Source organism: Pseudomonas wayambapalatensis (assembly GCF_049942315.1).
Lineage (GTDB): Bacteria > Pseudomonadota > Gammaproteobacteria > Pseudomonadales > Pseudomonadaceae > Aquipseudomonas > Aquipseudomonas wayambapalatensis.
In genome coordinates this window covers 1-22,454 of the sequence record NZ_JBNFMU010000224.1, presented here as the reverse complement: position 1 = coordinate 22,454, position 22,454 = coordinate 1, and the positions used below count along the sequence as shown (strand labels likewise).

General features: G+C 63.3%; 23 protein-coding genes. 19 read left to right on the top strand and 4 right to left on the bottom strand.

The features are described 5' to 3' along the window. Window positions 1-3: 3 nt before the first annotated feature. Genes ACPZMI_RS20815 through ACPZMI_RS20805 form a run of 3 tightly spaced genes read left to right on the top strand, consistent with a single transcriptional unit; the run spans window position 4 to window position 2,305 of the window. On the top strand, window positions 4-714 hold the full coding sequence (locus tag ACPZMI_RS20815) for a DUF484 family protein (RefSeq protein WP_186667370.1): 711 nt from the start codon (window positions 4-6) through the stop codon (window positions 712-714). After that, window positions 714-1,613, top strand: coding sequence for a tyrosine recombinase XerC (gene xerC, locus ACPZMI_RS20810; protein WP_186667369.1), 900 nt, complete (start codon window positions 714-716; stop codon window positions 1,611-1,613). The genes ACPZMI_RS20815 and xerC overlap by 1 nt, the downstream gene beginning before the upstream one ends. Further along, a complete protein-coding gene (locus tag ACPZMI_RS20805) occupies window positions 1,610-2,305 on the top strand; it encodes an HAD family hydrolase (protein WP_426352966.1) in 696 nt (231 codons plus the stop codon). The genes xerC and ACPZMI_RS20805 overlap by 4 nt, the downstream gene beginning before the upstream one ends. Before the next feature lie 78 nt (window positions 2,306-2,383). Here ACPZMI_RS20805 and sutA read toward each other — a convergent pair whose 3' ends face one another. The 3 genes from sutA to glnK form a co-directional block, all read right to left on the bottom strand. Next, on the bottom strand, window positions 2,384-2,713 hold the full coding sequence (gene sutA, locus ACPZMI_RS20800) for a transcriptional regulator SutA (RefSeq protein WP_186667367.1): 330 nt from the start codon (window positions 2,711-2,713) through the stop codon (window positions 2,384-2,386). A 438-nt stretch (window positions 2,714-3,151) separates the two neighbouring features. Further along, window positions 3,152-4,486, bottom strand: a complete 1,335-nt coding sequence (locus ACPZMI_RS20795) for an ammonium transporter (RefSeq protein ID WP_054891597.1) — start codon at window positions 4,484-4,486, stop codon at window positions 3,152-3,154. A 47-nt stretch (window positions 4,487-4,533) separates the two neighbouring features. Then, window positions 4,534-4,872 (bottom strand): P-II family nitrogen regulator, encoded by a 339-nt coding sequence (gene glnK, locus ACPZMI_RS20790; protein ID WP_002555808.1) that lies wholly within the window; start codon window positions 4,870-4,872, stop codon window positions 4,534-4,536. A 411-nt stretch (window positions 4,873-5,283) separates the two neighbouring features. Here glnK and ACPZMI_RS20785 point away from each other — a divergent pair, with 411 nt between their 5' ends. The 13 genes from ACPZMI_RS20785 to ACPZMI_RS20725 all read left to right on the top strand — a co-directional run bounded on the left by ACPZMI_RS20785 (window position 5,284) and on the right by ACPZMI_RS20725 (window position 17,091). Continuing rightward, window positions 5,284-5,547: an accessory factor UbiK family protein gene (locus ACPZMI_RS20785; RefSeq protein ID WP_065861730.1), complete on the top strand. Its 264-nt coding sequence runs from the start codon at window positions 5,284-5,286 to the stop codon at window positions 5,545-5,547. A gap of 361 nt (window positions 5,548-5,908) precedes the next feature. After that, on the top strand, window positions 5,909-6,181 hold the full coding sequence (locus ACPZMI_RS20780) for a hypothetical protein (RefSeq protein ID WP_186720267.1): 273 nt from the start codon (window positions 5,909-5,911) through the stop codon (window positions 6,179-6,181). 266 nt (window positions 6,182-6,447) lie between these two features. Continuing rightward, window positions 6,448-9,162, top strand: coding sequence for a magnesium-translocating P-type ATPase (gene mgtA / locus ACPZMI_RS20775; protein ID WP_426352965.1), 2,715 nt, complete (start codon window positions 6,448-6,450; stop codon window positions 9,160-9,162). A gap of 20 nt (window positions 9,163-9,182) precedes the next feature. Continuing rightward, a complete protein-coding gene (locus ACPZMI_RS20770; protein WP_063542109.1) occupies window positions 9,183-9,569 on the top strand; it encodes a DUF2493 domain-containing protein in 387 nt (128 codons plus the stop codon). Further along, window positions 9,559-9,726: a hypothetical protein gene (locus ACPZMI_RS20765; protein ID WP_426352964.1), complete on the top strand. Its 168-nt coding sequence runs from the start codon at window positions 9,559-9,561 to the stop codon at window positions 9,724-9,726. Before ACPZMI_RS20770 ends, ACPZMI_RS20765 begins: the two co-directional genes overlap by 11 nt. 491 nt (window positions 9,727-10,217) lie before the next feature. Further along, window positions 10,218-10,466, top strand: a complete 249-nt coding sequence (locus ACPZMI_RS20760; RefSeq protein WP_054893665.1) for a hypothetical protein — start codon at window positions 10,218-10,220, stop codon at window positions 10,464-10,466. A 27-nt stretch (window positions 10,467-10,493) separates the two neighbouring features. Next, window positions 10,494-10,745 carry a DUF3077 domain-containing protein gene (locus tag ACPZMI_RS20755; RefSeq protein ID WP_153772506.1) on the top strand — a complete coding sequence of 84 codons (252 nt, stop codon included), beginning with the start codon at window positions 10,494-10,496 and terminating at the stop codon, window positions 10,743-10,745. 313 nt (window positions 10,746-11,058) lie between these two features. Next, window positions 11,059-11,523, top strand: coding sequence for a hypothetical protein (locus ACPZMI_RS20750; protein ID WP_054893667.1), 465 nt, complete (start codon window positions 11,059-11,061; stop codon window positions 11,521-11,523). Between the two features lie 93 nt (window positions 11,524-11,616). Continuing rightward, entirely contained in the window at window positions 11,617-12,387 is a 771-nt protein-coding gene (locus ACPZMI_RS20745) for a hypothetical protein (RefSeq protein ID WP_426352963.1), read from the top strand. 72 nt (window positions 12,388-12,459) lie between these two features. Next, a complete protein-coding gene (locus ACPZMI_RS20740; RefSeq protein ID WP_186667357.1) occupies window positions 12,460-13,161 on the top strand; it encodes an ABC transporter ATP-binding protein in 702 nt (233 codons plus the stop codon). Continuing rightward, window positions 13,154-14,368 (top strand): ABC transporter permease, encoded by a 1,215-nt coding sequence (locus ACPZMI_RS20735; RefSeq protein WP_426352962.1) that lies wholly within the window; start codon window positions 13,154-13,156, stop codon window positions 14,366-14,368. Before ACPZMI_RS20740 ends, ACPZMI_RS20735 begins: the two co-directional genes overlap by 8 nt. After that, complete coding sequence (locus tag ACPZMI_RS20730) at window positions 14,364-15,839, top strand: TolC family protein (RefSeq protein ID WP_483407407.1); 1,476 nt, start codon at window positions 14,364-14,366, stop codon at window positions 15,837-15,839. Before ACPZMI_RS20735 ends, ACPZMI_RS20730 begins: the two co-directional genes overlap by 5 nt. After that, window positions 15,832-17,091, top strand: a complete 1,260-nt coding sequence (locus tag ACPZMI_RS20725) for an efflux RND transporter periplasmic adaptor subunit (protein WP_186710900.1) — start codon at window positions 15,832-15,834, stop codon at window positions 17,089-17,091. Before ACPZMI_RS20730 ends, ACPZMI_RS20725 begins: the two co-directional genes overlap by 8 nt. A gap of 177 nt (window positions 17,092-17,268) precedes the next feature. On the opposite strand, the gene leuA is transcribed toward ACPZMI_RS20725, so the two are convergent. Further along, window positions 17,269-18,966: a 2-isopropylmalate synthase gene (gene leuA / locus ACPZMI_RS20720; RefSeq protein ID WP_426352961.1), complete on the bottom strand. Its 1,698-nt coding sequence runs from the start codon at window positions 18,964-18,966 to the stop codon at window positions 17,269-17,271. A 364-nt stretch (window positions 18,967-19,330) separates the two neighbouring features. Between leuA and ACPZMI_RS20715 the strand changes: the two genes are divergently transcribed. The 3 genes from ACPZMI_RS20715 to ACPZMI_RS20705 all read left to right on the top strand — a co-directional run bounded on the left by ACPZMI_RS20715 (window position 19,331) and on the right by ACPZMI_RS20705 (window position 22,265). Further along, window positions 19,331-20,818, top strand: a complete 1,488-nt coding sequence (locus tag ACPZMI_RS20715; RefSeq protein WP_426352960.1) for a YifB family Mg chelatase-like AAA ATPase — start codon at window positions 19,331-19,333, stop codon at window positions 20,816-20,818. Window positions 20,819-20,960: 142 nt separating this feature from the next. Next, a complete protein-coding gene (locus tag ACPZMI_RS20710; RefSeq protein ID WP_426352959.1) occupies window positions 20,961-21,215 on the top strand; it encodes a DUF2790 domain-containing protein in 255 nt (84 codons plus the stop codon). Between the two features lie 33 nt (window positions 21,216-21,248). Further along, window positions 21,249-22,265, top strand: a complete 1,017-nt coding sequence (locus tag ACPZMI_RS20705; protein ID WP_186667350.1) for an alpha/beta hydrolase — start codon at window positions 21,249-21,251, stop codon at window positions 22,263-22,265. The last annotated feature ends 189 nt before the right edge of the window (window positions 22,266-22,454 follow it).

Sequence of the window (22,454 nt, the reverse complement as noted above, 5' to 3'; positions counted from 1 at the left end):
GCCATGACCGATCAGCCACAGGTTGTACCCGAGCAAGCCGCCGACCTCGACGCCGAGGCGGTGGTCGCCTACCTGCGTGCCCACCCAACCTTCTTCGCCGAGCATGACGAACTGCTCATCGAGCAGCGCATCCCCCACCAGCGCGGCGACAGCGTGTCGCTGGTGGAGCGCCAGCTCAAGCTGCTGCGCGACCGCAACATCGAGATGCGCCATCGCCTGTCGCAATTGATGGATGTGGCCCGCGACAACGACCGGCTGTTCGACAAGACCCGCCGCCTGATCCTCGACCTGCTCGACGCCAGCAGCCTGGAAGAGGTGGTGATGGCGGTCGAAGACAGCCTGCGCCAGGAGTTCCAGGTGCCCTTCGTCAGCCTGATCCTGTTCGGTGAGAACGCCGCGCCGGTCGGGCGCTGGGTCAGCGGTGCCGAGGCGCAACAGGCCATCGGTGGCCTGCTGGGCAGCGGCAAGACGGTCAGCGGCAACCTGCGCGAGCATGAGCTGGCCTTCCTGTTCGGCGAAGACCAGCGCAAGGATGTCGGTTCCAGTGCCGTCGCCTCGCTGGAGCACCAGGGCCTGCACGGCGTGCTGGCCATTGGCAGCCGCGACCCGCAGCACTACAAGAGCAGCGTCGGCACCCTGTTCCTCACCTACATCGCCGAAGTCCTCGGTCGCGTGGTTCCGCGCTTCACCCAGACGCTGCGCTCGGTGCGCTGATGGAACGCCAGCTGGAAGCTTATTGCGCGCACCTGCGCAACGAGCGCCAGGTGTCCGAGCACACCCAGCTGGCCTACCGCCGCGACCTGGAGAAGGTGGTCGAATTCTGCAACACCCAGGGCATCGCCAGTTGGCAGGCCCTGCAGATCCAGCAATTGCGCCAGCTGGTGGCGCGCCTGCACCACCACGGCCAATCATCGCGCAGCCTGGCGCGCCTGCTTTCGGCGGTGCGCGGCCTGTATCGCTACCTCAACCGTGAGGGGCTTTGCCAGCATGACCCGGCCAACGGCCTGACCCCGCCCAAGGGTGAGCGTCGCCTGCCCAAGACCCTCGACACCGACCGCGCCCTGCAACTGCTCGACGGCGGCGTCGACGACGACTTCATCGCCCGTCGTGACCAGGCCATTCTCGAACTGTTCTATTCCTCGGGCCTGCGCCTGTCGGAACTGACCAACCTCGACCTCGAACAACTGGACCTGGCGGGCGGGCTGGTCCAGGTGCAGGGCAAGGGTGGCAAGGCCCGCGTCCTGCCGGTCGGGCGCAAGGCGCGCGAGGCGCTGCAGGCGTGGCTGAAACTACGCGGGATCAGCGCGCCACGCGACGGGGCGATGTTCGTCACCCGCCAAGGCAAGCGCCTGGGGCCACGGGCCATCCAGTTGCGGGTCAAGGTCGCCGGAGAACGCGAACTGGGCCAGCACCTGCACCCGCACATGCTCCGCCACTCCTTCGCCAGCCACCTGCTCGAATCGTCCCAGGACCTGCGCGCGGTACAGGAGATGCTCGGCCACGCCGACATCAGCACCACGCAGATCTACACCCACCTGGACTTCCAGCACCTGGCCGCCGTCTACGACAGCGCCCATCCCCGGGCCAAACGCAGCAAAGGCAGCGACTCATGAGTATCAAGCTGATCACCTTCGACCTGGACGACACCCTGTGGGACACCGCACCGGTGATCGCCAGTGCCGAGACCGTCCTGCGCGACTGGCTTGCCGCCAATGCCCCAAACCTGGGCGGTGTGCCGGTCGAGCACCTGTATGCCATCCGCGAACGCCTGGTGCAGGCCGAACCGGGCCTCAAGCACCGCATCAGCGCCCTGCGCCGGCGCGTGCTGTTCCACGCACTGTCCGACGTCGGCTACAGCGAGCAACACGCCCAGGAGCTTGCCAATGAAGCCTTCGAGGTGTTCCTGCATGCCCGGCATCAGGTCGAGGTGTTTCCCGAAGTGCAGCCGGTACTGGAGATCCTGCGCCATCACTATGTGCTGGGCGTCGTGACCAACGGCAATGCCGATGTGCGGCGGCTGGGGATCTCGGACTACTTCCGCTTCGCCCTGTGCGCCGAGGACCTGGGGATCGGCAAGCCGGACCCGGCGCCGTTCCGCGAAGCGCTCAAGCGCGGCGAGGTCGAAGCCAGTTCGGCGGTACACATCGGCGATCACCCGGGAGACGACATCGCTGGGGCCCAACGCGCCGGCCTACGCGCGATCTGGTTCAACCCCCAGGGTAAGGCCTGGGCCGGCGAGCAGGCGCCGGATGCCGAGATCCAGCGCCTGTCGCAGCTGCCGGACGTGCTCGCACGCTGGCGCTGACGGCCCTATCGCGGGGCACGTCGGATTCCACCCACAAAAAAGCCCGCAGCGACGGCGGGCTTTCTTGTATCCAGCCACTCAGATAGGGCGGCTGCCGTACTTGTTGTCCGGCTTCTTGGGCGGATCGGCAACCACATTGGCCTCGACTTCCTGGACCTTGCCACCGCGTGCCAGGAACTCTTCCATGGCGCGCGCCAGCGCGTCGCGCTCCTTCTGCTTGGCTTCCATGCTCGGCATCTCGTCTACCGAGACTGCCGCCTTGGACTTGCCTTTGGCGGCAGGTGCAGGGCTGCTGTCGTCGTCGCCGGCGTCTTCCGCGCCGTCGTCGGATGCCGCGTCAAGGGCCTCATCACCCTCGTCTTCGTCGCCTACTTCGAGGTCATCATTTTCCAGATCGTCGTCGCTCATGTTCTACCTCATGACTTGCGAAAAGCAGGTTAGTTATAGACCAGTGATGCCGTAGACCGGCAGCCACCAGTGAAAATTCAACTGGCCGTGGGTTGGCCACTGCCTTGGATGTACGGCCCCTGGTGAGGGCGTTTCACCCAGCAGATCCCAGCTCCTGGCGGGATCTGACGAAATCCTTGAGCCACCGCTGCTGGCCTTGCGCTATTGGCAAGCCTAGCAAAGCGTGGCGAAGTGTGTGGAAGGCACTGCAAACACCCTTCCGGCGCGCATTCTAGCGCGCCGGGAGAAAAAACAAAGCTCCATCAGTACCCGCTTTTCTGTAAGTTTTCTGCCTGCGTCACGAACGTGCCGGATAAACCGTTTGCCTACCGGCGAAACGGTAAAAATCAGGCAAAAAAATGCCCGGACAAGCCGGGCAAGTTTTTTACTGCAGGGCGGTTACAGGTTGTAGCCGCGCTCGTTGTGCTGAGCCAGGTCGAGGCCGACCGACTCTTCTTCTTCGTTGACCCGCAGGCCCATTACCACGTCCAGCACCTTGAGGATCACGTAGGTGACGATGGCGGTGTAGGCCACGGTGAAGATCACGCCCTTGGCCTGGACCCAGACCTGCGCACCGATATCGGTGACCGCGCCGAAGCCGCCCAGGGCCGGTGCTGCGAACACACCGGTGAGAATCGCGCCGACGATACCGCCAATACCATGCACACCGAAGGCATCCAGCGAGTCGTCGTAGCCCAGCTTGCGCTTGAGGCTGGTGGCGCAGAAGTAGCAGATCACACCCGACGCCAGGCCGATTACCAGGGCGCCCATAGGGCCGACGGTGCCGGCAGCCGGAGTGATGGCGACCAGGCCGGCGACCACACCCGAAGCGATGCCCAGGGCGCTGGGTTTGCCGTGGCCGATCCACTCGGCGAACATCCAGCCCAGCGCGGCGGCGGCGGTGGCGATCTGGGTCACCAGCATGGCCATGCCGGCAGTGCCGTTGGCCGCTGCAGCGGAACCTGCGTTGAAGCCGAACCAGCCGATCCACAGCATGGCCGCGCCGACCAGGGTGTAGCCGAGGTTGTGCGGAGCCATCGGCGTGGTCGGGTAGCCTTTGCGCTTGCCCAGTACCAGGCACGCCACCAGACCTGCGATACCGGCGTTGATGTGCACCACGGTGCCGCCCGCGAAGTCCAGTACGCCCCAGTCCCACATCAGTGCGCCGTCACCGCTCCAGACCATGTGCGCGATCGGCGCATAGACCAGGGTGAACCACACGCCCATGAACACCAGCATGGCGGAGAACTTCATGCGTTCGGCGAAGGCACCGACGATCAGTGCAGGAGTGATGATGGCGAAGGTCATCTGGAAGGTGATGAACACCGCCTCAGGGAACAGCGCGGTGGCCGAGGTCAGGCCAGACGGCGTCACACCGGCGAGGAAGGCTTTGGAGAAGCCGCCGATGAACGAGTTGAAATTGAGCACGCCCTTTTCCATGCCGGTGGTATCGAAGGCGATGCTGTAGCCGTAGATGACCCACAGGATGCTGATCAGACCGGTGATGGCGAAGCACTGCATCATCACCGACAGCAGGTTCTTGGAGCGCACCATGCCACCGTAGAACAGGGCCAGGCCCGGGATGGTCATGAACAGTACCAGCGCCGTGGCCGTGAGCATCCAGGCGGTGTCGCCGGAGTTCAGTACCGGGGCGGCTGCTTCCTCTGCCAGGGCAAGGCCAGGCATTACGAGGGACAATAGGGCTCCTAGCCCTGCGATCTTGCGCAGAGTCATTTGTTTTCTCCTGGGGCGTTTGGGTTTGGTGAGGCTTGTTGTGTCGCTTAGATCGCGTCGGTATCGGTTTCGCCGGTACGGATGCGGATCGCCTGCTCCAGATTCACCACGAAGATCTTGCCGTCGCCGATCTTGCCGGTGTTGGCCGCCTTGGTGATGGCTTCGATCACCCGGTCCAGGTCCTTGTCATCGATGGCGACATCGATCTTGACCTTGGGCAGGAAATCGACCACGTATTCGGCGCCACGGTACAGCTCGGTATGGCCTTTCTGCCGGCCGAAGCCTTTGACTTCGGTCACGGTGATGCCTTGCACGCCGATTTCCGACAGCGACTCGCGCACGTCGTCCAGCTTGAACGGCTTGATGATGGCAGTGACTAGCTTCATGAAACTCTTCTCCCGATTTGGTGGACTTGCCCCAGGAAAACAAACCCGTCTCAAGTCTAAGCGCAGCGCCTGGCTTTGTAACGCGTCGTCGGCTCCATTCCCCCACCGACGCACGTTTTCGGCGGGTGACGAGGGACCCTTGCGGCTCCGCCTGCACACTGCCCGATCACAAGGGACTGCATCAGTGCATGGCGCACAGAGGCCTTTGCAGAAACCTTGCCAGATCCGGCAAAAGGCCAGAAAACAAGTAGTTGCGTGCAATGCTCGGGATTAGCCCATGGCCAGTACGGCGAAAGCTGCACGGTTCTGGTGCATAGAGTCATAGCGAGCTGCTCAAAAAGTGTGCATCCAGTCCCCGGAATACGCCGTGCTACACTGCCCACCTTTCACACGCACGGAACAACCCGACCCATGCTCGCGCCCAAAGCCCTTCTCGACGCCCTGAGCGACCAGGCCTCGCGCCTGTTCAGCGGCGACACCGCGCAGCCGCGCGCCGAACTCGAAAGCCAGTTCAAGATCCTGATGCAGAGCGCGTTCAGCAAGCTGGACCTGGTCAGCCGTGAAGAATTCGACAGCCAGATGGTGGTCCTGGCGCGCACCCGCGCGCGCCTCGAAGCCCTGGAGAAGCAAGTGGCCGAGCTGGAGGCGCGCATGGCGCCGCCGGCACAGGACTAGCCACCCTTAGGGATATCCGGCCGGCCTCCGCGCAGAGGCCGACCGGAAACATCAAACGCTTCCTACAAACAATAGGGAGCATTCAAACAAGATGAAACTTATTTAAAGTTCACCTCCCCGGTTGACTTCGATACTACCCTTGAATAAAGTTCGCTCGCCCTGAGAAAAGGGGCCTTTTTTCCATTCACTGAAGAATTCAATGGACACAGTATCTAGTCGCTGCCTGACCGCCGCCGCACGGCCCAGTCAGGCACTTGAACCGGAACACCGGTCCCGACACCCTGGTCGGGCAAGCCGCGCCAGAGCCTGATGCTCCGCCGTGACTTGCCCCAGCCGGTGTCCGCCGGTTGGAGGCAAGCTCATGAACCTCACGTCATTCGTTTCAAATCGCCTGCACGCCTGCCTGGCGCGTTTGCAGGCCCGCGCCTGGCCGCCCCGTGGCCCGTGCGCTCCAGCCCAGCCCTCCGCCGCCGTGTGCGGCCCGCAGTTGCGTGCCGTATGGCAGGCACACCCCTGCCACGGAAAACTTCAGTTGCGCCTGCACTGGCACCACGACGACAGCCAGGACCCTCCAGGTAGAAGGGGGCTGCTGGCACGCCTCTGCGCTCGCCTGAGCCCCCAGACGTTCCACTGAACAACTGATATAGAACAGTAACTTCTGATCGAACTTTCAACCTTGAAAGTTCGCCGGACGGTTATTGCCCATTGTTTATCAACGAGGAATACAAACATGGAATGCGCGAGTAGAAAGTTCGCTGCCGAAACAACTTCCGACTCTCGGCAGCGGACAGACAACTGTCGGAAAAACCAAGCATTTTTCTGCGACCCGACATGCCTTCGTTCACCCCCTGAGTGAAACGTCTGTGTGTCGTGCCGCCGCAGCGGCAGGAGCACAGCAACATGACCGTCAAACACCGCAACACCGCACCGGCCAAGGCCGAACGCGAAACCCGCCTGTCCACCCGCGCCGCCCGTGAAGCGCGCAATGGCCTGTCCGTCACCCTCGCCAACCTCGATGCCAGCGAGCATGGCCTGACCGAACACGAAGCCGCCAAGCGCCTGCAGCGCGACGGCGCCAACCAGGTCGCCCACGACCAGCAACCCCACGCCCTGGTGCAACTGCTCAAGGCCCTGCACAACCCCTTCATCTACGTCCTGCTGACCCTGGCCGGGATCAGTTTCGTCACCGACTACTGGATGCCGATCAGCGCAGGTGAAGCGGATGACGCCGACCTGACCAAGGTCATCATCATCATGACCATGGTCAGCCTCAGCAGCCTGCTGCGCTTCTGGCAGGAGTACCGCTCGAACAAGGCCGCCGACGCCCTCAAGGCGATGGTGCGCACCACGGCCACCGTGCTGCGCCGCGAACAGTTCGGCCAGCCGCCGCGCCTGCGCGAAGTGCCCATGGACGAACTGGTGGCCGGCGACATCGTGCAGCTTTCGGCGGGCGACATGATTCCCGCTGACATCCGCCTGCTCGAATCACGCGACCTGTTCATCAGCCAGGCGGTGCTCACCGGCGAAGCGCTGCCGGTCGAGAAGTACGACACCCTGGGCAATGTCGCGCAGAAGTCCGCCACGACTGACAGCGCTGACCAGGACAACCTGCTCGAACTGCCGAACATCTGTTTCATGGGCACCAACGTGGTCAGCGGCCGCGCCCGCGCCGTGGTGGTCGCCACCGGTCGACGCACCTACTTCGGCTCCCTGGCCAAGGCCATCGCCGGCTCGCGCAGCCAGACCGCCTTCGACCGCGGCGTGAACAGCGTCAGCAGCCTGCTGATCCGCTTCATGCTGGTGATGGTACCGGTGGTGTTCATGATCAATGGCCTGGTCAAGGGCGACTGGGGCGATGCCTTCCTCTTCGCCCTCGCCGTGGCCGTGGGCCTGACCCCGGAAATGCTGCCGATGATCGTCAGCGCCAACCTGGCCAAGGGCGCCGTGGCCATGGCCCGGCGCAAGGTGGTGGTCAAGCGCCTGAACGCCATCCAGAACCTGGGCTCGATGGATGTGCTGTGCACCGACAAGACCGGCACCCTCACCCAGGACCGGATCATCCTCGAGCACCATGTGCGCATCGACGGTGAGCGCGACAAGCGCATCCTCGAGCTGGCCTGGCTCAACAGCCACCACCAGAGCGGCGTGCGCAACCTGATGGACCAGGCCGTACTCCACTTCGCGGCCCAGGACCGCGCGTTCCAGGCGCCCTACGCCTACGCCAAGGTCGACGAGCTGCCGTTCGACTTCATTCGCCGTCGCCTGTCGGTGGTGGTGAAGAACGCCCTGGGCGATCACCTGATGGTGAGCAAAGGCGCGGTCGAGGAAATGCTCGCCATCGCCACCCATGTGCAGGAAGGCGAAAGCGTCGTGGCCCTCGATGAGCGTCGGCGCCAGCGCCTGCTGGCCAGCGCCGATGCCTTCAACCGCGACGGCTTCCGCGTGCTGGTGGTCGCCACCCGCGACATTCCGGCAAGCGAAGGCAAGGCGCAGTACCACACCGACGACGAGCGCGACCTGGTGATCCAGGGCTTCCTGACCTTCCTCGACCCGCCCAAGGAAACCGCCGGCCCGGCCATCGCCGCCCTGCGCGACATGGGCGTGCGGGTCAAGGTACTGACTGGCGACAACCCGGTGGTCACCTGCAAGGTATGCCGCGAAGTCGGCCTGGAGCCCGGCCTGCCGCTGCTTGGCCAGGACATCGAGCGCATGGACGACACCACCCTGAAGATTCAGGTCGAAGAACGCACCGTCTTCGCCAAGCTCACCCCACTGCAGAAATCCCGCGTGCTCAAGGCGCTGCAGGCCAACGGTCACACCGTGGGCTTCCTCGGCGACGGCATCAACGACGCTGCCGCCCTGCGTGACGCCGACGTCGGTATCTCGGTGGACAGCGGCACCGATATCGCCAAGGAATCGGCAGACATCATCCTGCTGGAAAAAAGCCTGATGGTGCTCGAGGAGGGTGTGCTCAAGGGTCGCGAAACCTTCGGCAACATCATGAAGTACCTGTGCATGACCGCCAGCTCCAACTTCGGCAACGTGTTCTCGGTGCTGGTGGCCAGTGCGTTCATTCCCTTCCTGCCGATGCTGGCGATCCACCTGCTGCTGCAGAACCTGATGTATGACTTCTCCCAGCTGTCGCTGCCGTGGGACCGCATGGACAAGGAGTTCCTCAGCGAACCGCGCAAGTGGGACGCTCGCAATATCGGCCGCTTCATGCTGTGGATCGGCCCGACGTCGTCGATTTTCGACATCACCACCTTTGCCCTGATGTGGTACGTGTTCGCCGCCAACAGTGTCGAGATGCAGGCGCTGTTCCAGTCCGGCTGGTTCATCGAAGGGCTGCTTTCGCAGACCCTGGTGGTGCACATGCTGCGCACCCGCAAGGTGCCGTTCTTCCAGAGCACTGCGGCGCTGCCGGTGATCCTGGCCACGGGCCTGGTGATGGCGCTGGGCATCTACATCCCGTTCTCGCCAGTGGGCGCGATGGTCGGCCTGGTGCCGCTGCCGTGGGAATACTTCCCTTGGCTGGTCGCTACCCTGCTGGGCTACTGCGTGGTCGCTCAGACCATGAAAACGCTCTACATCCGCCGCTTCGGACAGTGGTTCTGAGCCAGCAGGGAGAGCAGACCATGCGCGTACTGATCTGTGCGGGACGCAACTACGCCGACACCCGGCGCTGCCGCCAGGCCCTGGACGATGTCCAGCGCCAGCGGCCGATCCGGGTGTTGATTCACGGCGGCAGCCAGTTCCTCGGTGGCGAGATCGAAAGCTGGGCACGCGAGCACGGCGCCGACCTGGTGCGCTACCCGCCCAACTGGCAGTTGCACGGCAAGCAGGCCGAACGCCTGCGCAACCTGTTCATGTTCACCGACAGCCGCCCCGAGTTGTTGCTCGCCCTGCCCGGGGGCGACGACACCGAGGAGCTGCTGGCCAGGGCTCGCGGCGCTGGAGTGCAGGTGATCTGCGGCAGGCAACCACGACAACCCGAGCGAGAGGAGCATTGCCATGACGCCTGAAAAGCCTGATGAACGAACCCGTTTCTCGCTCACCCACGACCTGCCACCCGCCCAGGCCCGGGCGGCGCGGCGCAATGTGCTGTTTGTGATCGTGACCTTGGTGTTGAGTGGGGTGTTGGTGGTGTTGTTTGGGGTTGAGGCGCGGCTGTCTGGATGATGCGCCGCAACAGGCTTGTGGGGCGCAGTGAACGCCGGCATAGCCGGCGCCACCCACCACGGTGTCTGCTTCGCGGGCAAGCCCGCTCCCACAAGTGCTGCACCGACTCCGGTGGCTGTGCCCCCTGTGGGAGCGGGCTCGTCCCGCGATCGGGCGCGCAGCGGCCGCCGACGTACGAAAGTTCTGAAATCTCTAGCAGGAGCCTTCGATCCGTTAACCTTGGGAAGTATCCTACGCGCTTTGCGGAAGCCTCTTAATTGTCGGGGAAATGCCTCAGGGATAACTTCGCTGGGTCGCCCACATTGGCGGCTGGGTGTGAGAAGCCCACCTGACACGTTGGCTCCCAAGTCATGGCAGCCGTGCACGAGCAGACTTCGGTCTGGCCGTGTTTCTCCGTGTCCACGGTCTTCTCACCTCGTGCGCGGCTGCCACCCTTATATCTGTGAGAAGGATCGGGTGGCGGTTATCTAAACCGGCATGGAGTCTTCGTTATGAAAAAACTCGTCCCCGACCCACCCCGCCTCAAGCTCATCAACAACCCCTACTTCTCCATCCACACCGACATGACCCCTCCCGACGCCCTGGCGCACGCCAGCGAGCTCTTGCGCGGTGTCGCCGAAACCATCGACGAACACTGCCGCACCTATGCCGGTGTACCCGGCCTGCACATGCTGTCGAACGCCGCGCACTCCGCCGAAACGGCTCGCGCGCTGATCGAACATGCGCTGAACCGGATGTGACCCTGAGCCCGTCAAGGAGTGATGAACATGAGCGGTAACCAATCCGGTCGCACCACCGCAGGTGTTGCCACCTTTCTCGAGATGTTTCGCGTACAGCCCGGTGTCCCCTATGAGCGCGCCATCGAAGAAATCTCAGTGCTGGTGGGCTGTACACGTGATCTGAGCGATCAGTTCACAGGGGAGGCAAACCCTGCGGCAATCACCGCCCTGCACTACCTCAGCGCCCTGGCCAAAGCGTTGTTGAATGATCTTGAGGTCAGCCGTAACGCTGGTGACTGAAACCTCACGACCAAGCCTCGATACCGCCTCGGCATCGAGGCCCAGGCAAATGCTGCACAAGCACACCTCAACGAACTGAAGTCTCAGGCCGCTCAAGAATCCGACACTAAAGTATTCCCTCCCTGTGCCGTTAACTGCCTCAACTGGAAGGATTTATTTAGCTGGACTTTGCGCAAGTCGAGCTAACCCATGGAAGGCACCGATGCAAAGTGACCGGAAAGGACATGCAGCTGCCGTAACGCTGCAGACCGGGCAAGGCGGACTGTCGTCCGTCGTGCGACATACGAAAATGTCAACACATGGAAAATACGCTATGCAATTCAAGAAACGGATCTTCGCGGCCCTGGCCGTTACCTCCCTGTTCGCTGCCGGTGCAGCGCATGCAGGCCCTCCCGTGCAGATCACCGTCAAGAACCTGGGCACTGCCGAAGCCAAGTACTCGATGATCGGCAACAACGAAGCCCTGACCAACGCCAGCGCAACGCCCAAGCCCAAAGATTCGATCCTGCCGAACCAGGCCTTCACCTTTGTCGTGACCGGCCCCCTGAGCCCAGACATCACCACCGCCTTCGTGCGCTACGCCATCGGCGGCAAGTCCTGCGTGTTCCGTACCTCGTTCGTCAACACGATTGCCCCGGGCGGGCTGGGTGGCACCATCACCAAGATCCCGAAATGGACCAAGGATGCCGATGCCAGCGGCGGCGCTCGCTGCACCGCAACCATCACCTCGACCAGCCTGTCGAACTATTCGTGGAACGTCGAATTCACGATCAAGTAAGTCGCTGAACGTTCTGCCCCGGAGCGATCCGGGGCAGAACGGGTCCAAAGCAGACGCAGCATCCCCGCTGCCCAGAGAGATACGGAGACGATCATGGATGGTGTCAACAGCCTGCCGGCGTCACAGGTAAAAACCCTCAACGCGACTCAAGGCACTGGCAAGCCAGATGAAAAGCCGGACGCCACGGCCTCGGTAGCGGTGACCCAAAAAAACGGTAACTCGGATAACGCGAGCATCTCGCCACTGGCGCAGTTGCTCAGCGACGCAGCAGCGCGCGCGGCAAAGCGCGACGCCAGTACTGACCGTAGCGGCCTGAAAGCCATCGCTGAGCAGGTTACCCGCGCCATTCACAGCCCGGCGTTCGAGCAGTCCAAGGTCGAACGCGATGCCGAAACGCCCGCTTCGGACGACCCACAGCGCCTCGAGCAAGCACGTCAGGCAACCGCCTTCCTGAACAACAAAGGTTCCAACCCGTTCGCGGGCATGTCCATGGAACAACTCTCTCTAGTCGTGCATGACGACAGCGGTGCATTTACAGTCAACGAACGGCGCGCAGCGCTGGTGGAGACCGGTGCACAAGAAGAGGCTTGGTCCAGGGCGGTTTCGCAGAAGTTAATGGACGAGTACAACCGCGACGGGCACATGTCACCTAAAACCCTTCAAGGCATCCTGGATTATTACAAGGGCCTGCCGCCGATCATGGAAGCCCAGCTTCCCGACAACTACGAACATGATTTGAACAAACTCATCCAGTACGCCGAAAAAGAACAATCGCACAGCAAGGATCAACTCCAATCGCTGCTCGATCTGGTCTTGGCAAAACGCCTTGAATACACCGACAAGACAGCAACGCAAGACACCTGAATTTATTCAACCAGGTGCCCATCGTATTGAGTGGGAATACCTGAACAGATTCCCAAGGATCGTGGGCAATGGATGCCTGAGTCACCCAACCAGACGCTGATTCGCCTGCAAGGCGTGACGCATGCGTACAGCTCCCATAGCGCCGCGCGGCCCGTGCTGCGTGATGTCTCGTTGTCGGTCAAGGCCGGCCAAAGTTGCGCCATCGTTGGCGCCTCGGGCTCGGGCAAAAGCACCTTGCTCAGCCTGATCGGTCTGCTCGACCAGCCCACCCAAGGACACCTCCACCTGGCAGGCCGCGACATGACCCTGGCAACCGATGGCGCCCGCGCAGTGATGCGCAACCAGCACATCGGCTTCGTTTTTCAGGGCTTCAACCTGCTGCCGCGTCTGGATGCCCTCGACAATGTCGCCTTGCCGCTGCTTTACCGTGGCGAGCCACGCAACTCGGCACGGGAGGCGGCGCGCCAGCAGTTGCGGCGGGTAGGCCTCGGCGAACGGCTGCACCACCGCCCGGCAGAGCTCTCCGGGGGCCAACGCCAGCGAGTGGCCATTGCCCGCGCCCTCGTCGGTGAGCCCCAACTGCTGCTCGCCGACGAGCCCACCGGCAACCTCGATGGCCAGACTGCACAAGACATCATCGAACTGCTGCTGGCTCTCAACCGTGAGCAGGGCGTCACCCTGATCATCGTCACCCATGACCTGGGGATTGCCCGTCGTCTGCAACGCTGCCTGCAGGTTGTCGAGGGCTGCATACGCGAGGTCGTGCATGGTTAGCACGCGAGCCTACGGCCCATCCCTCGCTCAGCGCCTTTCTGAACCATTCGATAGCCTCCAGCGCCTGGGACGCCGGGCCATTCTGGCGTTGCTCGGTATCGCAGTCGGCTGCGCAGCCGTGGTTGCGCTGCTGAACATTGGGCATAACGCCCAGCGCCAGGCGATGGCGGTGTTCAAGGGCATGGGCAGTAACCTGCTGGTCGCCGACGTGCAATGGCCTGCAGGCGCCCACTTGTCGGCACAGGCAACGCAGCCCTTCGACACCCAAGCCGTGCGCGAAGCCGAGCCGGGACTGCGTGCAATCAGTCCGCTGAGCCTGTCGTCGGTACGCGTGAGTCTGCACGGACGAACACACGACGCGCTGCTAGCCGGGGTAGATCCGCAACTGGCCGAAGTACTCGACCTCAGATTGATAGAGGGGCGTTTCATCAGCCCTTACGACAGCCGCAGCACCCATGCGGTACTGGGCGAGCGCCTTGCCGCCGATCTGGCCGCGCAGGGCATGCCGGTCATGCCTGGCGCACAGCTACAGATCGCAGGCTACGTGTTCCAGGTGATCGGCGTATTGCACGGCATCGGACAAAACCCACTGCTGCCGCTGTCGATCGACGACAGCTTGCTGATCCCGCTCGAAGGTATGCGACGGCTGGTCAGCGCACCTCAGGTGGGTACCGTTCTGGCGCGCACTGCCGACGGTGCCGACCCACTTGCCGTCGCCCCTCGCCTGCAGGCGCGGTTGCAGACCGCACTGCCCGGTCGCACGATCGATGTCCAGGCTCCCCAGCAGTTGCTCGCCGGTATCGCCCAGCAGTCGCGGCTGTTCTCCTGGCTGCTGGCAGGGCTGGGCGGCATTGCCCTGCTGGTGGGCGGTGTCGGGGTGATGAACGTGATGCTGATGAACGTCTCCGAACGCCGCCGCGAGATCGGCGTGCGCATGGCACTAGGCGCCCGCCCGCAAGATATCGCCTGGCTGTTTCTCCTCGAAGCGGTGGTACTGGCCGTGACCGGCGCAGCTTGCGGTGCAGTGCTGGGCGTGGGCGCGGGGTGGCTGTTTACTTTGCTGTCTGGCTGGGCCGACTTCAGCCTCGCCCCCCTGTCGTTGCCACTTGGCATCGGAGGCGCAGTCCTCACCGGGCTGTTCTTCGGCTTGAGCCCGGCGCTGTCTGCCGCCCGCCTGCAACCGGTACAGGCGTTGCGCGATGATTGAGCGCTGCCTGGCCTTGCTACTGCTGATCATGAGCACCGGGCCTGCCCTGGCCAGCCTGGCGCTCGCGCCTTCCCAGGCGACCCGGTCGAGCGCACCTTCGCCAGCCGTTTCCAGCCTCTCGCTGAAGGCACAGCGCATTGATTTGAGCCTAAGCGACGCGATCTACCTCGGTCTGCGCGACAACCGCGGGATCCGCAGCGCCTATCTGGATCGAATTGCTCAGAAGTTCGACCTGCGGGTGGCCGAGGATCGTTTCAGCCCCAAGCTGCTCATCCGCGGCAACTACCTGTCCAATCACAACCAGGCCGACCGCTATCGCCAAGGGGATATCACACCCACTACGACCCTGCTGACTCCTTACGGCACCCGCCTGAGCCTGGGCTGGACCTATCGTCACACCGAGGCCGAACTGGCCGGGCTGACCCGTAACGACGGCGCCAACATCACGGTCATCCAGCCGCTGCTGCGCGGTGCCGGCAGGGATGTCGCCACGGCACCGGTGCAACTGGCCCGCCTGGGCGAGCAGGTCAACCGGCTGGCGTTGAAAGACACCGTGGCGCAGACCATCACCCGAATCATCATCGGTTATCACACTCTGCTGCAGACCCAGGAGCAGTTGCAGATTGCCCGCGACGCCCTGCAGCGGGCCAATCAATTGCTCGAGGTGAACCAGGCAATGATTGCTGCCGGTCGCATGGCAGCCTTCGAGATAGTCCAGACCGAAGCCGAAGTCGCCACCCAGGAGCTCGGACTGGAAGACGCCCGCAATCAACAGCAAGCCGCGCGCCTGGCTCTGTTGCAGATGCTGGCGCTGGATCTCGATACCCCCATCGTCGCCAGCGACACGGTCCATGCAGACGCGATCGATGTCGACACCTCCTTGGCCCTTCAACAGGCTCAGGCCCTGCAACCGACCTACCTCATCGAACTGATTGCCGGCGAGCAAGCAACGATCAACCTGACGGTGGCGCGTAACGAGCGCCTGTGGGACGTCTCTCTGGTCGGTGGTGGCGCCCAGGTACGTGAACGCAACAACCTCAACGGCAGCGCGCGCAGTTGGGAGAATTATGTGGGTGTTCAAGTGGAAATTCCGATCGGTGACCTGAGTACCCGTCAGGCTGAAGTACATGCGCGTGTCGGGGTGGAAACCCAGGAAGTCCGGTTGCAGGAAGCACGTCAGCAACTCCAGCGGGACGTGACCAATGCCGTGCGCGACATCGGCGTGCGCTGGCGCCAGTACCAGATTGCCCTGCGCGCGCAGGAATTGTCGCAACGCAAACTAGCGATCGAACGAGAAAAACTCACCGTCGGCCGATCAAGCAACTTCCAGGTTCTGAGTTTCGAGAACGACCTGCGCACGGCGCAGAATACGCGCCTGGGTGCGCTCATCAGCTACATGAACGCCCAGGCCGAACTGGACCAGACCCTGGGCACCACGCTGGACAGTTGGGACATTGCACTGAATGACTAGGTTTTGCTCGATCACTGGCGGCCGCGCGCTACTGGTGCTGGCCCTCGCCAATCTGCCGGGCTGCTACGGCGATGCGGATGAGCAGCCGGGCGCTTCCCCGCAAGCGCAGTGGGTGCAGGTAGCACCGCGCCTGCTGGAAAATCGCCTGGGCCTGGTAGGCCACCTGCAGTCAATGGACCACATCACCCTCGCTGCACCTTTCGATGGGCTGATCGCCGACGTGCGCGTACAGGAGGGCCAGCACGTCGAGAAAGGCCAGGTGCTGGTGACGCTGGACCCTGCGCAGCTGCAAGTGCAATTGCGCCAGGCACAGGCTGAGCTGCTCAAGGCCCGTCGAGAGGCGCAACGCCTGGAACGTTGGAGCTCCAGCCCAGAAGTCGCCCGCGCACGGCGCGCAGTGGCGGCCGCGAACCAGAACCTATCCCGCAGCGAGAATAGCCTGCGCGATACCCAGGCGCTGTTCGAGCGCGGCATCGTCGCGCGAATGGAGGTCGAAAGCCTGGCTCAGCAGGTGAACACCCAGCGCCAGGACCTGACCGCCGCCAACGAGGATCTGCTTACAACACTTGCGCACGGCCACGGCGAGGAGCTCAGCATCGCGGCAATGGAACTGGCCAACGCCCAAGCGCGCCATCAGGCCCTCGAGCAGTTGTATGCACGACGCGAACTGCTCGCTCCGCTGGCCGGGTATGTGGTTCGCCCGGCCCCTCAAGAGGGCGGAAAATCCGTTCCCCTGCAAACGGGTGTCGCCGTTACCCAGGGGGTACCGCTGCTCGGCGTGATAGGCCAGGAGCGCTTCCAGGCCTTGAGCCGGGTGGAAGAGACCGACCTGCGCCTACTGCACGAAGGCATGCCGGTGCAGATCAGTGGCGACGGCTTTTCCGGTGAACTGAGCGGTCGCCTGACCGCCATCGGTATCCAGAGCGAGACGGCTGATACGCAAGGCGCCGGAGCCCAGTACCCAGTGAAGGTGTCGATCGACCTGCCAGCACAGCCCTTGCAGCACCCCATGCGCGCGGGGATGAGCGCACGCCTGTCGATCATTCTGCAGCGTGACGAACAGGGTATCGCCATTCCCCCGCACGCATTGCGCGATGATGGCCAGGGGGGACGCTACGTGGTGTATCGAGCGACGCCACAGGCTGCGGTCGAGCAGATTCCGGTGACGACCGGTGCAGCGGTGCCCGAGGGCGTGATGGTGCGGGGGCTGGAGGCTGGGCTGGTGGAGGTGCAGGAGCGCACGCCTGACTGAAGAACTGCCAGGTTCGAAGACCAAAATCCGGAAACCAGGATGATCTGACAGTGTTCAATGCGTGAACTGAGCTGCAAGGTCCGCATGTATACATCGCCTTCCATGCGGACCTCGTGGCTGGCCACCACCGCACCATGCCCGCAGTCTGTTCCCAAGGCTTCCAATGCCGATATCGCCTCAGGCCGTGACGATGGTATTGCCCAAGGGCTCGAGCAGGCCCTGGCGAGTAGCCCTGCACACGGCACTGACCAAAGCCTGCAGCGAAGCCTGGAGAATGCTGCTGTCTTTACCAACACCGAAAAGCAGCTGGTTGTTGACGCGAATTTCCACATAGGCGATCGTCTCGGCCTGGGCGCCATCACGTACCGCATGCTCATGGTAGTCGGCGATGTCGAAATTCAGGCCAAGTGCGGCAAAGGCTTTGACCAGCGCGGCGAGCGGCCCGTTACCCTCCCCGGTCAATGGCAGGCGGCCACCGTCAACGAGCAATTGAGCACTGACGTAGGTGCTTGCTCGGTCACTGGTGAGCATGGGCTGGGTCAGGGTGTAGGGCCTGCCCTGCTGCAGATAGGTTTCAGTGAAGCAGGCCAGGATCATATCGCTGGTCACTTCCTGGCCTTCGGCATCGGCAACCCGCTGCACCACGCCGCTGAACTCCATTTGCAGACGCCGCGGCAGCACGATGCCCTGCTGCTCCAGCAGATACGCCACGCCTCCCTTGCCCGACTGGCTGTTGACCCGGATCACCGCCTCATAGCTGCGCCCCATGTCGGCAGGGTCGATCGGCAGGTAGGGGATTTCCCAATAACCGTGAGGGTTTGCGCGGCGGCGCGCAAAGCCTTTCTTGATCGCGTCCTGATGAGAGCCGGAGAACGCAGTGAACACCAACTCACCGGCATAGGGATGACGAGGATGGGTAGGTAACTGGTTGCAGTACTCGACCTCACGCTGAACGTGGGTGATGTCCGAGAAGTCCAGTTCAGGGCTGATGCCGCTGGTATACAGATTCATGGCCAAGGTCAGGATATCGACGTTGCCGGTGCGCTCGCCATTGCCGAACAGCGTCCCCTCGACCCGTTCGGCACCCGCCAGGCACGCCTGCTCGGCAGTTGACACCCCGGTGCCGCGGTCATTGTGTGGGTGCACGCTGATGATCACACTGTCTCGCTGGCTCACATGCCTGCAGAACCATTCGATCTGGTCGGCGAACACGTTGGCCGTCGACACCTCGACGGTTGTGGGCAGATTGAGAATCATCTTGTTGGACGGCGTTGGCTGGAACTCGGCGATGACCGCGTCGCAGATTTCCAGGCCGAAGTCCAACTCGGTGAAGCAGAACGTTTCCGGCGAATACTGGTAGGTCCACTGGGTTTGCGGATTGGCCTGCATCAACGCCTTGATCTCACGGGTGGCCTGGGTGGCAATATCGATACAGCCAGCGCGGTCGACACCGAACACGACTTCGCGGAACACAGGGGCCGTGGCGTTGTAGACATGCACAATGGCCCGCGGCACGCCCTTGAGCGCCTCGAAGGTGCGCTTGATCAGGTGAGTACGCGCCTGAGTCATGACCTGGATGGTGACATCGTCAGGGATTGCGCCGCTTTCGATAAGCTCACGGACGTAATCGAAATCAGTCTGCGAAGCCGCCGGAAAACCTACCTCGATCTCCTTGAACCCGACCTTGACCAGCAGATCGAAGAAGCGGCGCTTGCGCTCGGCGTTCATCGGTTCTATCAGGGCTTGGTTGCCGTCGCGCATATCAACGCTGCACCAGACCGGTGCGGCTTTCTGTACCTGGCCAGGCCAGGTGCGGTCCGGCAGATCAACCACGTTGAAATGGCGGTATTTAGTGGAAGGGTTCTTCAACATCATGGTGGCGTTCTCCTTGGCGTGTAAGCGATCGTGCTGGCGCTGGGTGAGGTGAGCGGATATCTGATATTGGATCCAATTTATGCTGAAAGCGCTTAGTCTGGATTGCGTTCTGTTTACCCAGAAACAGGGTTATGCTTTTTAAAATTGCTGAGAAATCAATTTTCTTAGTGAATACTTGCCGTATGACATAAAAAGTATCTTCACGCTGCTGCGCCACGGTGGGCCTGACGGACTGTGTCCACTCAACAAAAAACGCCATGCCTTGGCAAAATCTCGTCGCACTCTTCACCCGCCACTGCCCACGCCCCTGGCTATCCTTGCCCCTGCCGCAGGACGCGGCATCCCCAGTGACCAAGGAGTGTCCATGTCTCTCGCCCTCGTCCACAGCCGCGCCCAGGTCGGGGTGCTGGCGCCCGCTGTCAGCGTCGAAACCCACCTGGCCAACGGCCTGCCCAACCTCACCCTGGTCGGCCTCCCCGAGGCCACGGTCAAGGAAAGCAAGGACCGGGTACGCAGTGCCATCGTCAATTCGGGCCTTGAATACCCGGCCCGACGCATCACCCAGAGTCTCGCCCCCGCCGACCTGCCCAAGGATGGCGGGCGCTACGACCTTGCCATCGCCCTGGGCATCCTCGCCGCCAACGGCCAGGTGCCGGTGGCGACCCTGGTCGATTTCGAATGCCTGGGCGAGTTGGCGCTATCCGGGGCATTGCGCCCGGTACAGGGCGTGCTGCCGGCGGCGCTGGCGGCGCGGGAGGCCGGGCGGGCACTGGTGGTGCCACGGGAGAATGCCGAGGAGGCGAGCCTGGCCAGCGGGCTGGTGGTGTATGCGGTCGGGCACCTGCAGGAGCTGGTAGCGCACCTCAATGGCCAGGCACCGCTGCCAGCCTATGCCGCCAATGGCTTGATGCTACGCGCGCGCCCCTATCCGGACCTGAGCGAAGTACAGGGGCAGATCGCGGCCAAGCGCGCCCTGCTGGTCGCGGCGGCGGGGGCGCACAACCTGCTGTTCACCGGGCCACCCGGCACTGGCAAGACCTTGCTCGCCAGCCGCCTGCCGGGCTTGCTGCCACCGCTGGACGAGCACGAGGCGCTGGAGGTTGCGGCCATCCAGTCGGTCAGCGGCAAGGCACCGATCGACTGCTGGCCGCAGCGGCCGTTTCGCCATCCTCATCACAGCGCGTCGGGCCCGGCACTGGTCGGTGGCGGCAGTCGGCCACAGCCTGGGGAAATCACCCTGGCCCATCATGGGGTGCTGTTTCTCGACGAACTGCCCGAGTTCGAGCGGCGTGTGCTGGAGGTGCTGCGCGAGCCGCTGGAGTCTGGCGAGATCGTGATTTCACGGGCCAGGGACCGGGTGCGCTTTCCTGCGCGCTTCCAGCTTGTAGCGGCGATGAACCCCTGCCCCTGCGGCTACCTGGGCGACCCGGCAGCCCGCTGCCGGTGCAGCCCTGAGCAGATCCAGCGCTACCGCAACAAGCTCTCGGGCCCGCTGCTCGACCGCATCGACCTGCACCTGACCGTCGCACGGGAAAGCACCACCCTCAGCCACCAGCCCAGTGGCGAGACCAGCGCCAGCGTCGCCGCGCAGGTCGCCCAGACCCGCGAGCGGCAACAGCGTCGCCAGGGTTGTGCCAACGCGTTTCTCGATATGCCAGGCCTGCGCAAACATTGCGACCTCAAAGCCGCCGACCAGTCATGGCTGGAGGGCGCGTGCGAGCGACTCAACCTTTCGTTGCGCGCCGCCCACCGTCTGCTCAAGGTCGCCCGCACCCTGGCCGATCTCGAACAGGCCGAGCGCATCGCCCGCACGCATCTGGCCGAGGCCCTGCAGTATCGCCCCGGCAGTTGACTCGACGCCCGCACCACCACCGATAACCCCACTCAATCTTCTCCATAGCGGAAATATATTTCGCGCGCTAAATATTTGCGCGCAATATTCTACTCAAGCAGCAAGCAGTCGCTGATCCCTTACCGAACCTTGGAGAACGATCATGACCACCCTTCGCAAAGTCTTCGCCATCGCCACCCTGACCCTCGGCACCACTGCAGGCGCCTTCGCCCAGTCCATCGAGGCCACGCCTTACCACTACGGCATGAACCTGGACATCGCCCAGGTCATCGCGGTCGATGCCCCGAACAGCACTCGCAGCCATGCCTCCGCCGCCACCCTCACCTACCGCGACAGCAGCGGCCAGGTGCAGAAGGTCAGCTATATCCACCCAACCACCGCCGCCAACCAGAACTGAACCCCACGGCCCGACCCCAGAGGAGCTTGAACCATGAAACTGTCCCGCACCCTGACCGCCGGCCTGCTCGCCCTCGCCGTCAACAGCGCCTTCGCCGCCGGTAGCGCCGGCGTCGAGCACACCACCCAAGGCTTCCTCGATGCCCTGGCCGCCGGTGGCGGCAAGCCGCTGGAAACCTTGGCGCCCAAAGATGCACGGGCCGTGCTCAGCGGTGCGCAGGCCAGCGTCAAGGTCGATCTTTCGGGTATCCAGGTCGAGCGTCGCACACTGCAGATCGACGGCAAGCCGCTGGACATCCGCGTGGTGCGCCCGCAAGGCGCGAAAGGTGAGCTGCCAGTGTTCATGTTCTTCCACGGCGGTGGCTGGGTGCTGGGCGACTACCCGACCCACGAGCGCCTGATCCATGATCTGGTGGTCGGCTCCGGCGCGGCGGCAGTCTATGTCGACTACACGCCATCGCCAGAAGCGAAGTTCCCCACCGCGATCAACCAGGCCTACGCCGCGACCCGCTGGGTGGCCGAGCACGGCAAGGAAATCGGTGTGGATGGCAGCCGACTGGCCGTGGCCGGTAACAGCGTCGGCGGCAACATGGCGGCGGTGGTGGCGATCAAGGCCAAGGAAGCGGGTACACCCAAGCTGCGGTTCCAGGCGCTGTTGTGGCCGGTGACCGACGCCAACTTCAACAATGCATCGTACAACCAGTTTGCCGAAGGGCACTTCCTGACGCGCAACATGATGCAGTGGTTCTGGGACAGCTACACCACTGACCCGCGCCAGCGTGATGACATCCATGCCTCGCCACTGCGGGCTAGCCTGGATCAACTCAAAGGCCTGCCGCCAGCACTGGTGCAGACCGCCGAAATGGATGTGCTGCGTGACGAAGGCGAAGCCTACGCCCGCAAGCTCGATGCTGCCGGTGTGCCGGTGACTGCCGTGCGCTACAACGGCATGATCCATGACTTCGGATTGCTGAACGTGCTGGGGCAGGTGCCCGGAACTCGTAGCGCGATGAATCAGGCGGCGCAGGCGCTGAAGGAACATCTGCAATAACGATAGTCGCCTCACCGGCCTGTTGGGGGGGGGGGGTGAGCCGTACAAGAGTGGGGGGTTGGTTTTCCCCGCGAAGAGGCCGGTGAGTCGACTATCGTTATTGCAGATGTTCCTTCAGCGCCTGCGCCGCCTGATTCACCGCGCTACGAGTTCCGGGCACCTGCCCCAGCACGTTCAGCAATCCGAAGT

Coding starts and splice junctions, on each gene's coding strand:
- ACPZMI_RS20770 (WP_063542109.1), top strand. CDS start 9,183: ATGCGCGTACTGATCTGTGCGGGACGCAACTACGCCGACACCCGGCGC.
- ACPZMI_RS20725 (WP_186710900.1), top strand. CDS start 15,832: ATGACTAGGTTTTGCTCGATCACTGGCGGCCGCGCGCTACTGGTGCTG.
- ACPZMI_RS20760 (WP_054893665.1), top strand. CDS start 10,218: ATGAAAAAACTCGTCCCCGACCCACCCCGCCTCAAGCTCATCAACAAC.
- mgtA (WP_426352965.1), top strand. CDS start 6,448: ATGACCGTCAAACACCGCAACACCGCACCGGCCAAGGCCGAACGCGAA.
- ACPZMI_RS20765 (WP_426352964.1), top strand. CDS start 9,559: ATGACGCCTGAAAAGCCTGATGAACGAACCCGTTTCTCGCTCACCCAC.
- xerC (WP_186667369.1), top strand. CDS start 714: ATGGAACGCCAGCTGGAAGCTTATTGCGCGCACCTGCGCAACGAGCGC.
- ACPZMI_RS20705 (WP_186667350.1), top strand. CDS start 21,249: ATGAAACTGTCCCGCACCCTGACCGCCGGCCTGCTCGCCCTCGCCGTC.
- glnK (WP_002555808.1), bottom strand. CDS start 4,872: ATGAAGCTAGTCACTGCCATCATCAAGCCGTTCAAGCTGGACGACGTG.
- ACPZMI_RS20750 (WP_054893667.1), top strand. CDS start 11,059: ATGCAATTCAAGAAACGGATCTTCGCGGCCCTGGCCGTTACCTCCCTG.
- ACPZMI_RS20735 (WP_426352962.1), top strand. CDS start 13,154: ATGGTTAGCACGCGAGCCTACGGCCCATCCCTCGCTCAGCGCCTTTCT.
- ACPZMI_RS20795 (WP_054891597.1), bottom strand. CDS start 4,486: ATGACTCTGCGCAAGATCGCAGGGCTAGGAGCCCTATTGTCCCTCGTA.
- ACPZMI_RS20785 (WP_065861730.1), top strand. CDS start 5,284: ATGCTCGCGCCCAAAGCCCTTCTCGACGCCCTGAGCGACCAGGCCTCG.
- ACPZMI_RS20805 (WP_426352966.1), top strand. CDS start 1,610: ATGAGTATCAAGCTGATCACCTTCGACCTGGACGACACCCTGTGGGAC.
- sutA (WP_186667367.1), bottom strand. CDS start 2,713: ATGAGCGACGACGATCTGGAAAATGATGACCTCGAAGTAGGCGACGAA.
- leuA (WP_426352961.1), bottom strand. CDS start 18,966: ATGATGTTGAAGAACCCTTCCACTAAATACCGCCATTTCAACGTGGTT.
- ACPZMI_RS20745 (WP_426352963.1), top strand. CDS start 11,617: ATGGATGGTGTCAACAGCCTGCCGGCGTCACAGGTAAAAACCCTCAAC.
- ACPZMI_RS20755 (WP_153772506.1), top strand. CDS start 10,494: ATGAGCGGTAACCAATCCGGTCGCACCACCGCAGGTGTTGCCACCTTT.
- ACPZMI_RS20710 (WP_426352959.1), top strand. CDS start 20,961: ATGACCACCCTTCGCAAAGTCTTCGCCATCGCCACCCTGACCCTCGGC.
- ACPZMI_RS20715 (WP_426352960.1), top strand. CDS start 19,331: ATGTCTCTCGCCCTCGTCCACAGCCGCGCCCAGGTCGGGGTGCTGGCG.
- ACPZMI_RS20780 (WP_186720267.1), top strand. CDS start 5,909: ATGAACCTCACGTCATTCGTTTCAAATCGCCTGCACGCCTGCCTGGCG.
- ACPZMI_RS20740 (WP_186667357.1), top strand. CDS start 12,460: ATGCCTGAGTCACCCAACCAGACGCTGATTCGCCTGCAAGGCGTGACG.
- ACPZMI_RS20815 (WP_186667370.1), top strand. CDS start 4: ATGACCGATCAGCCACAGGTTGTACCCGAGCAAGCCGCCGACCTCGAC.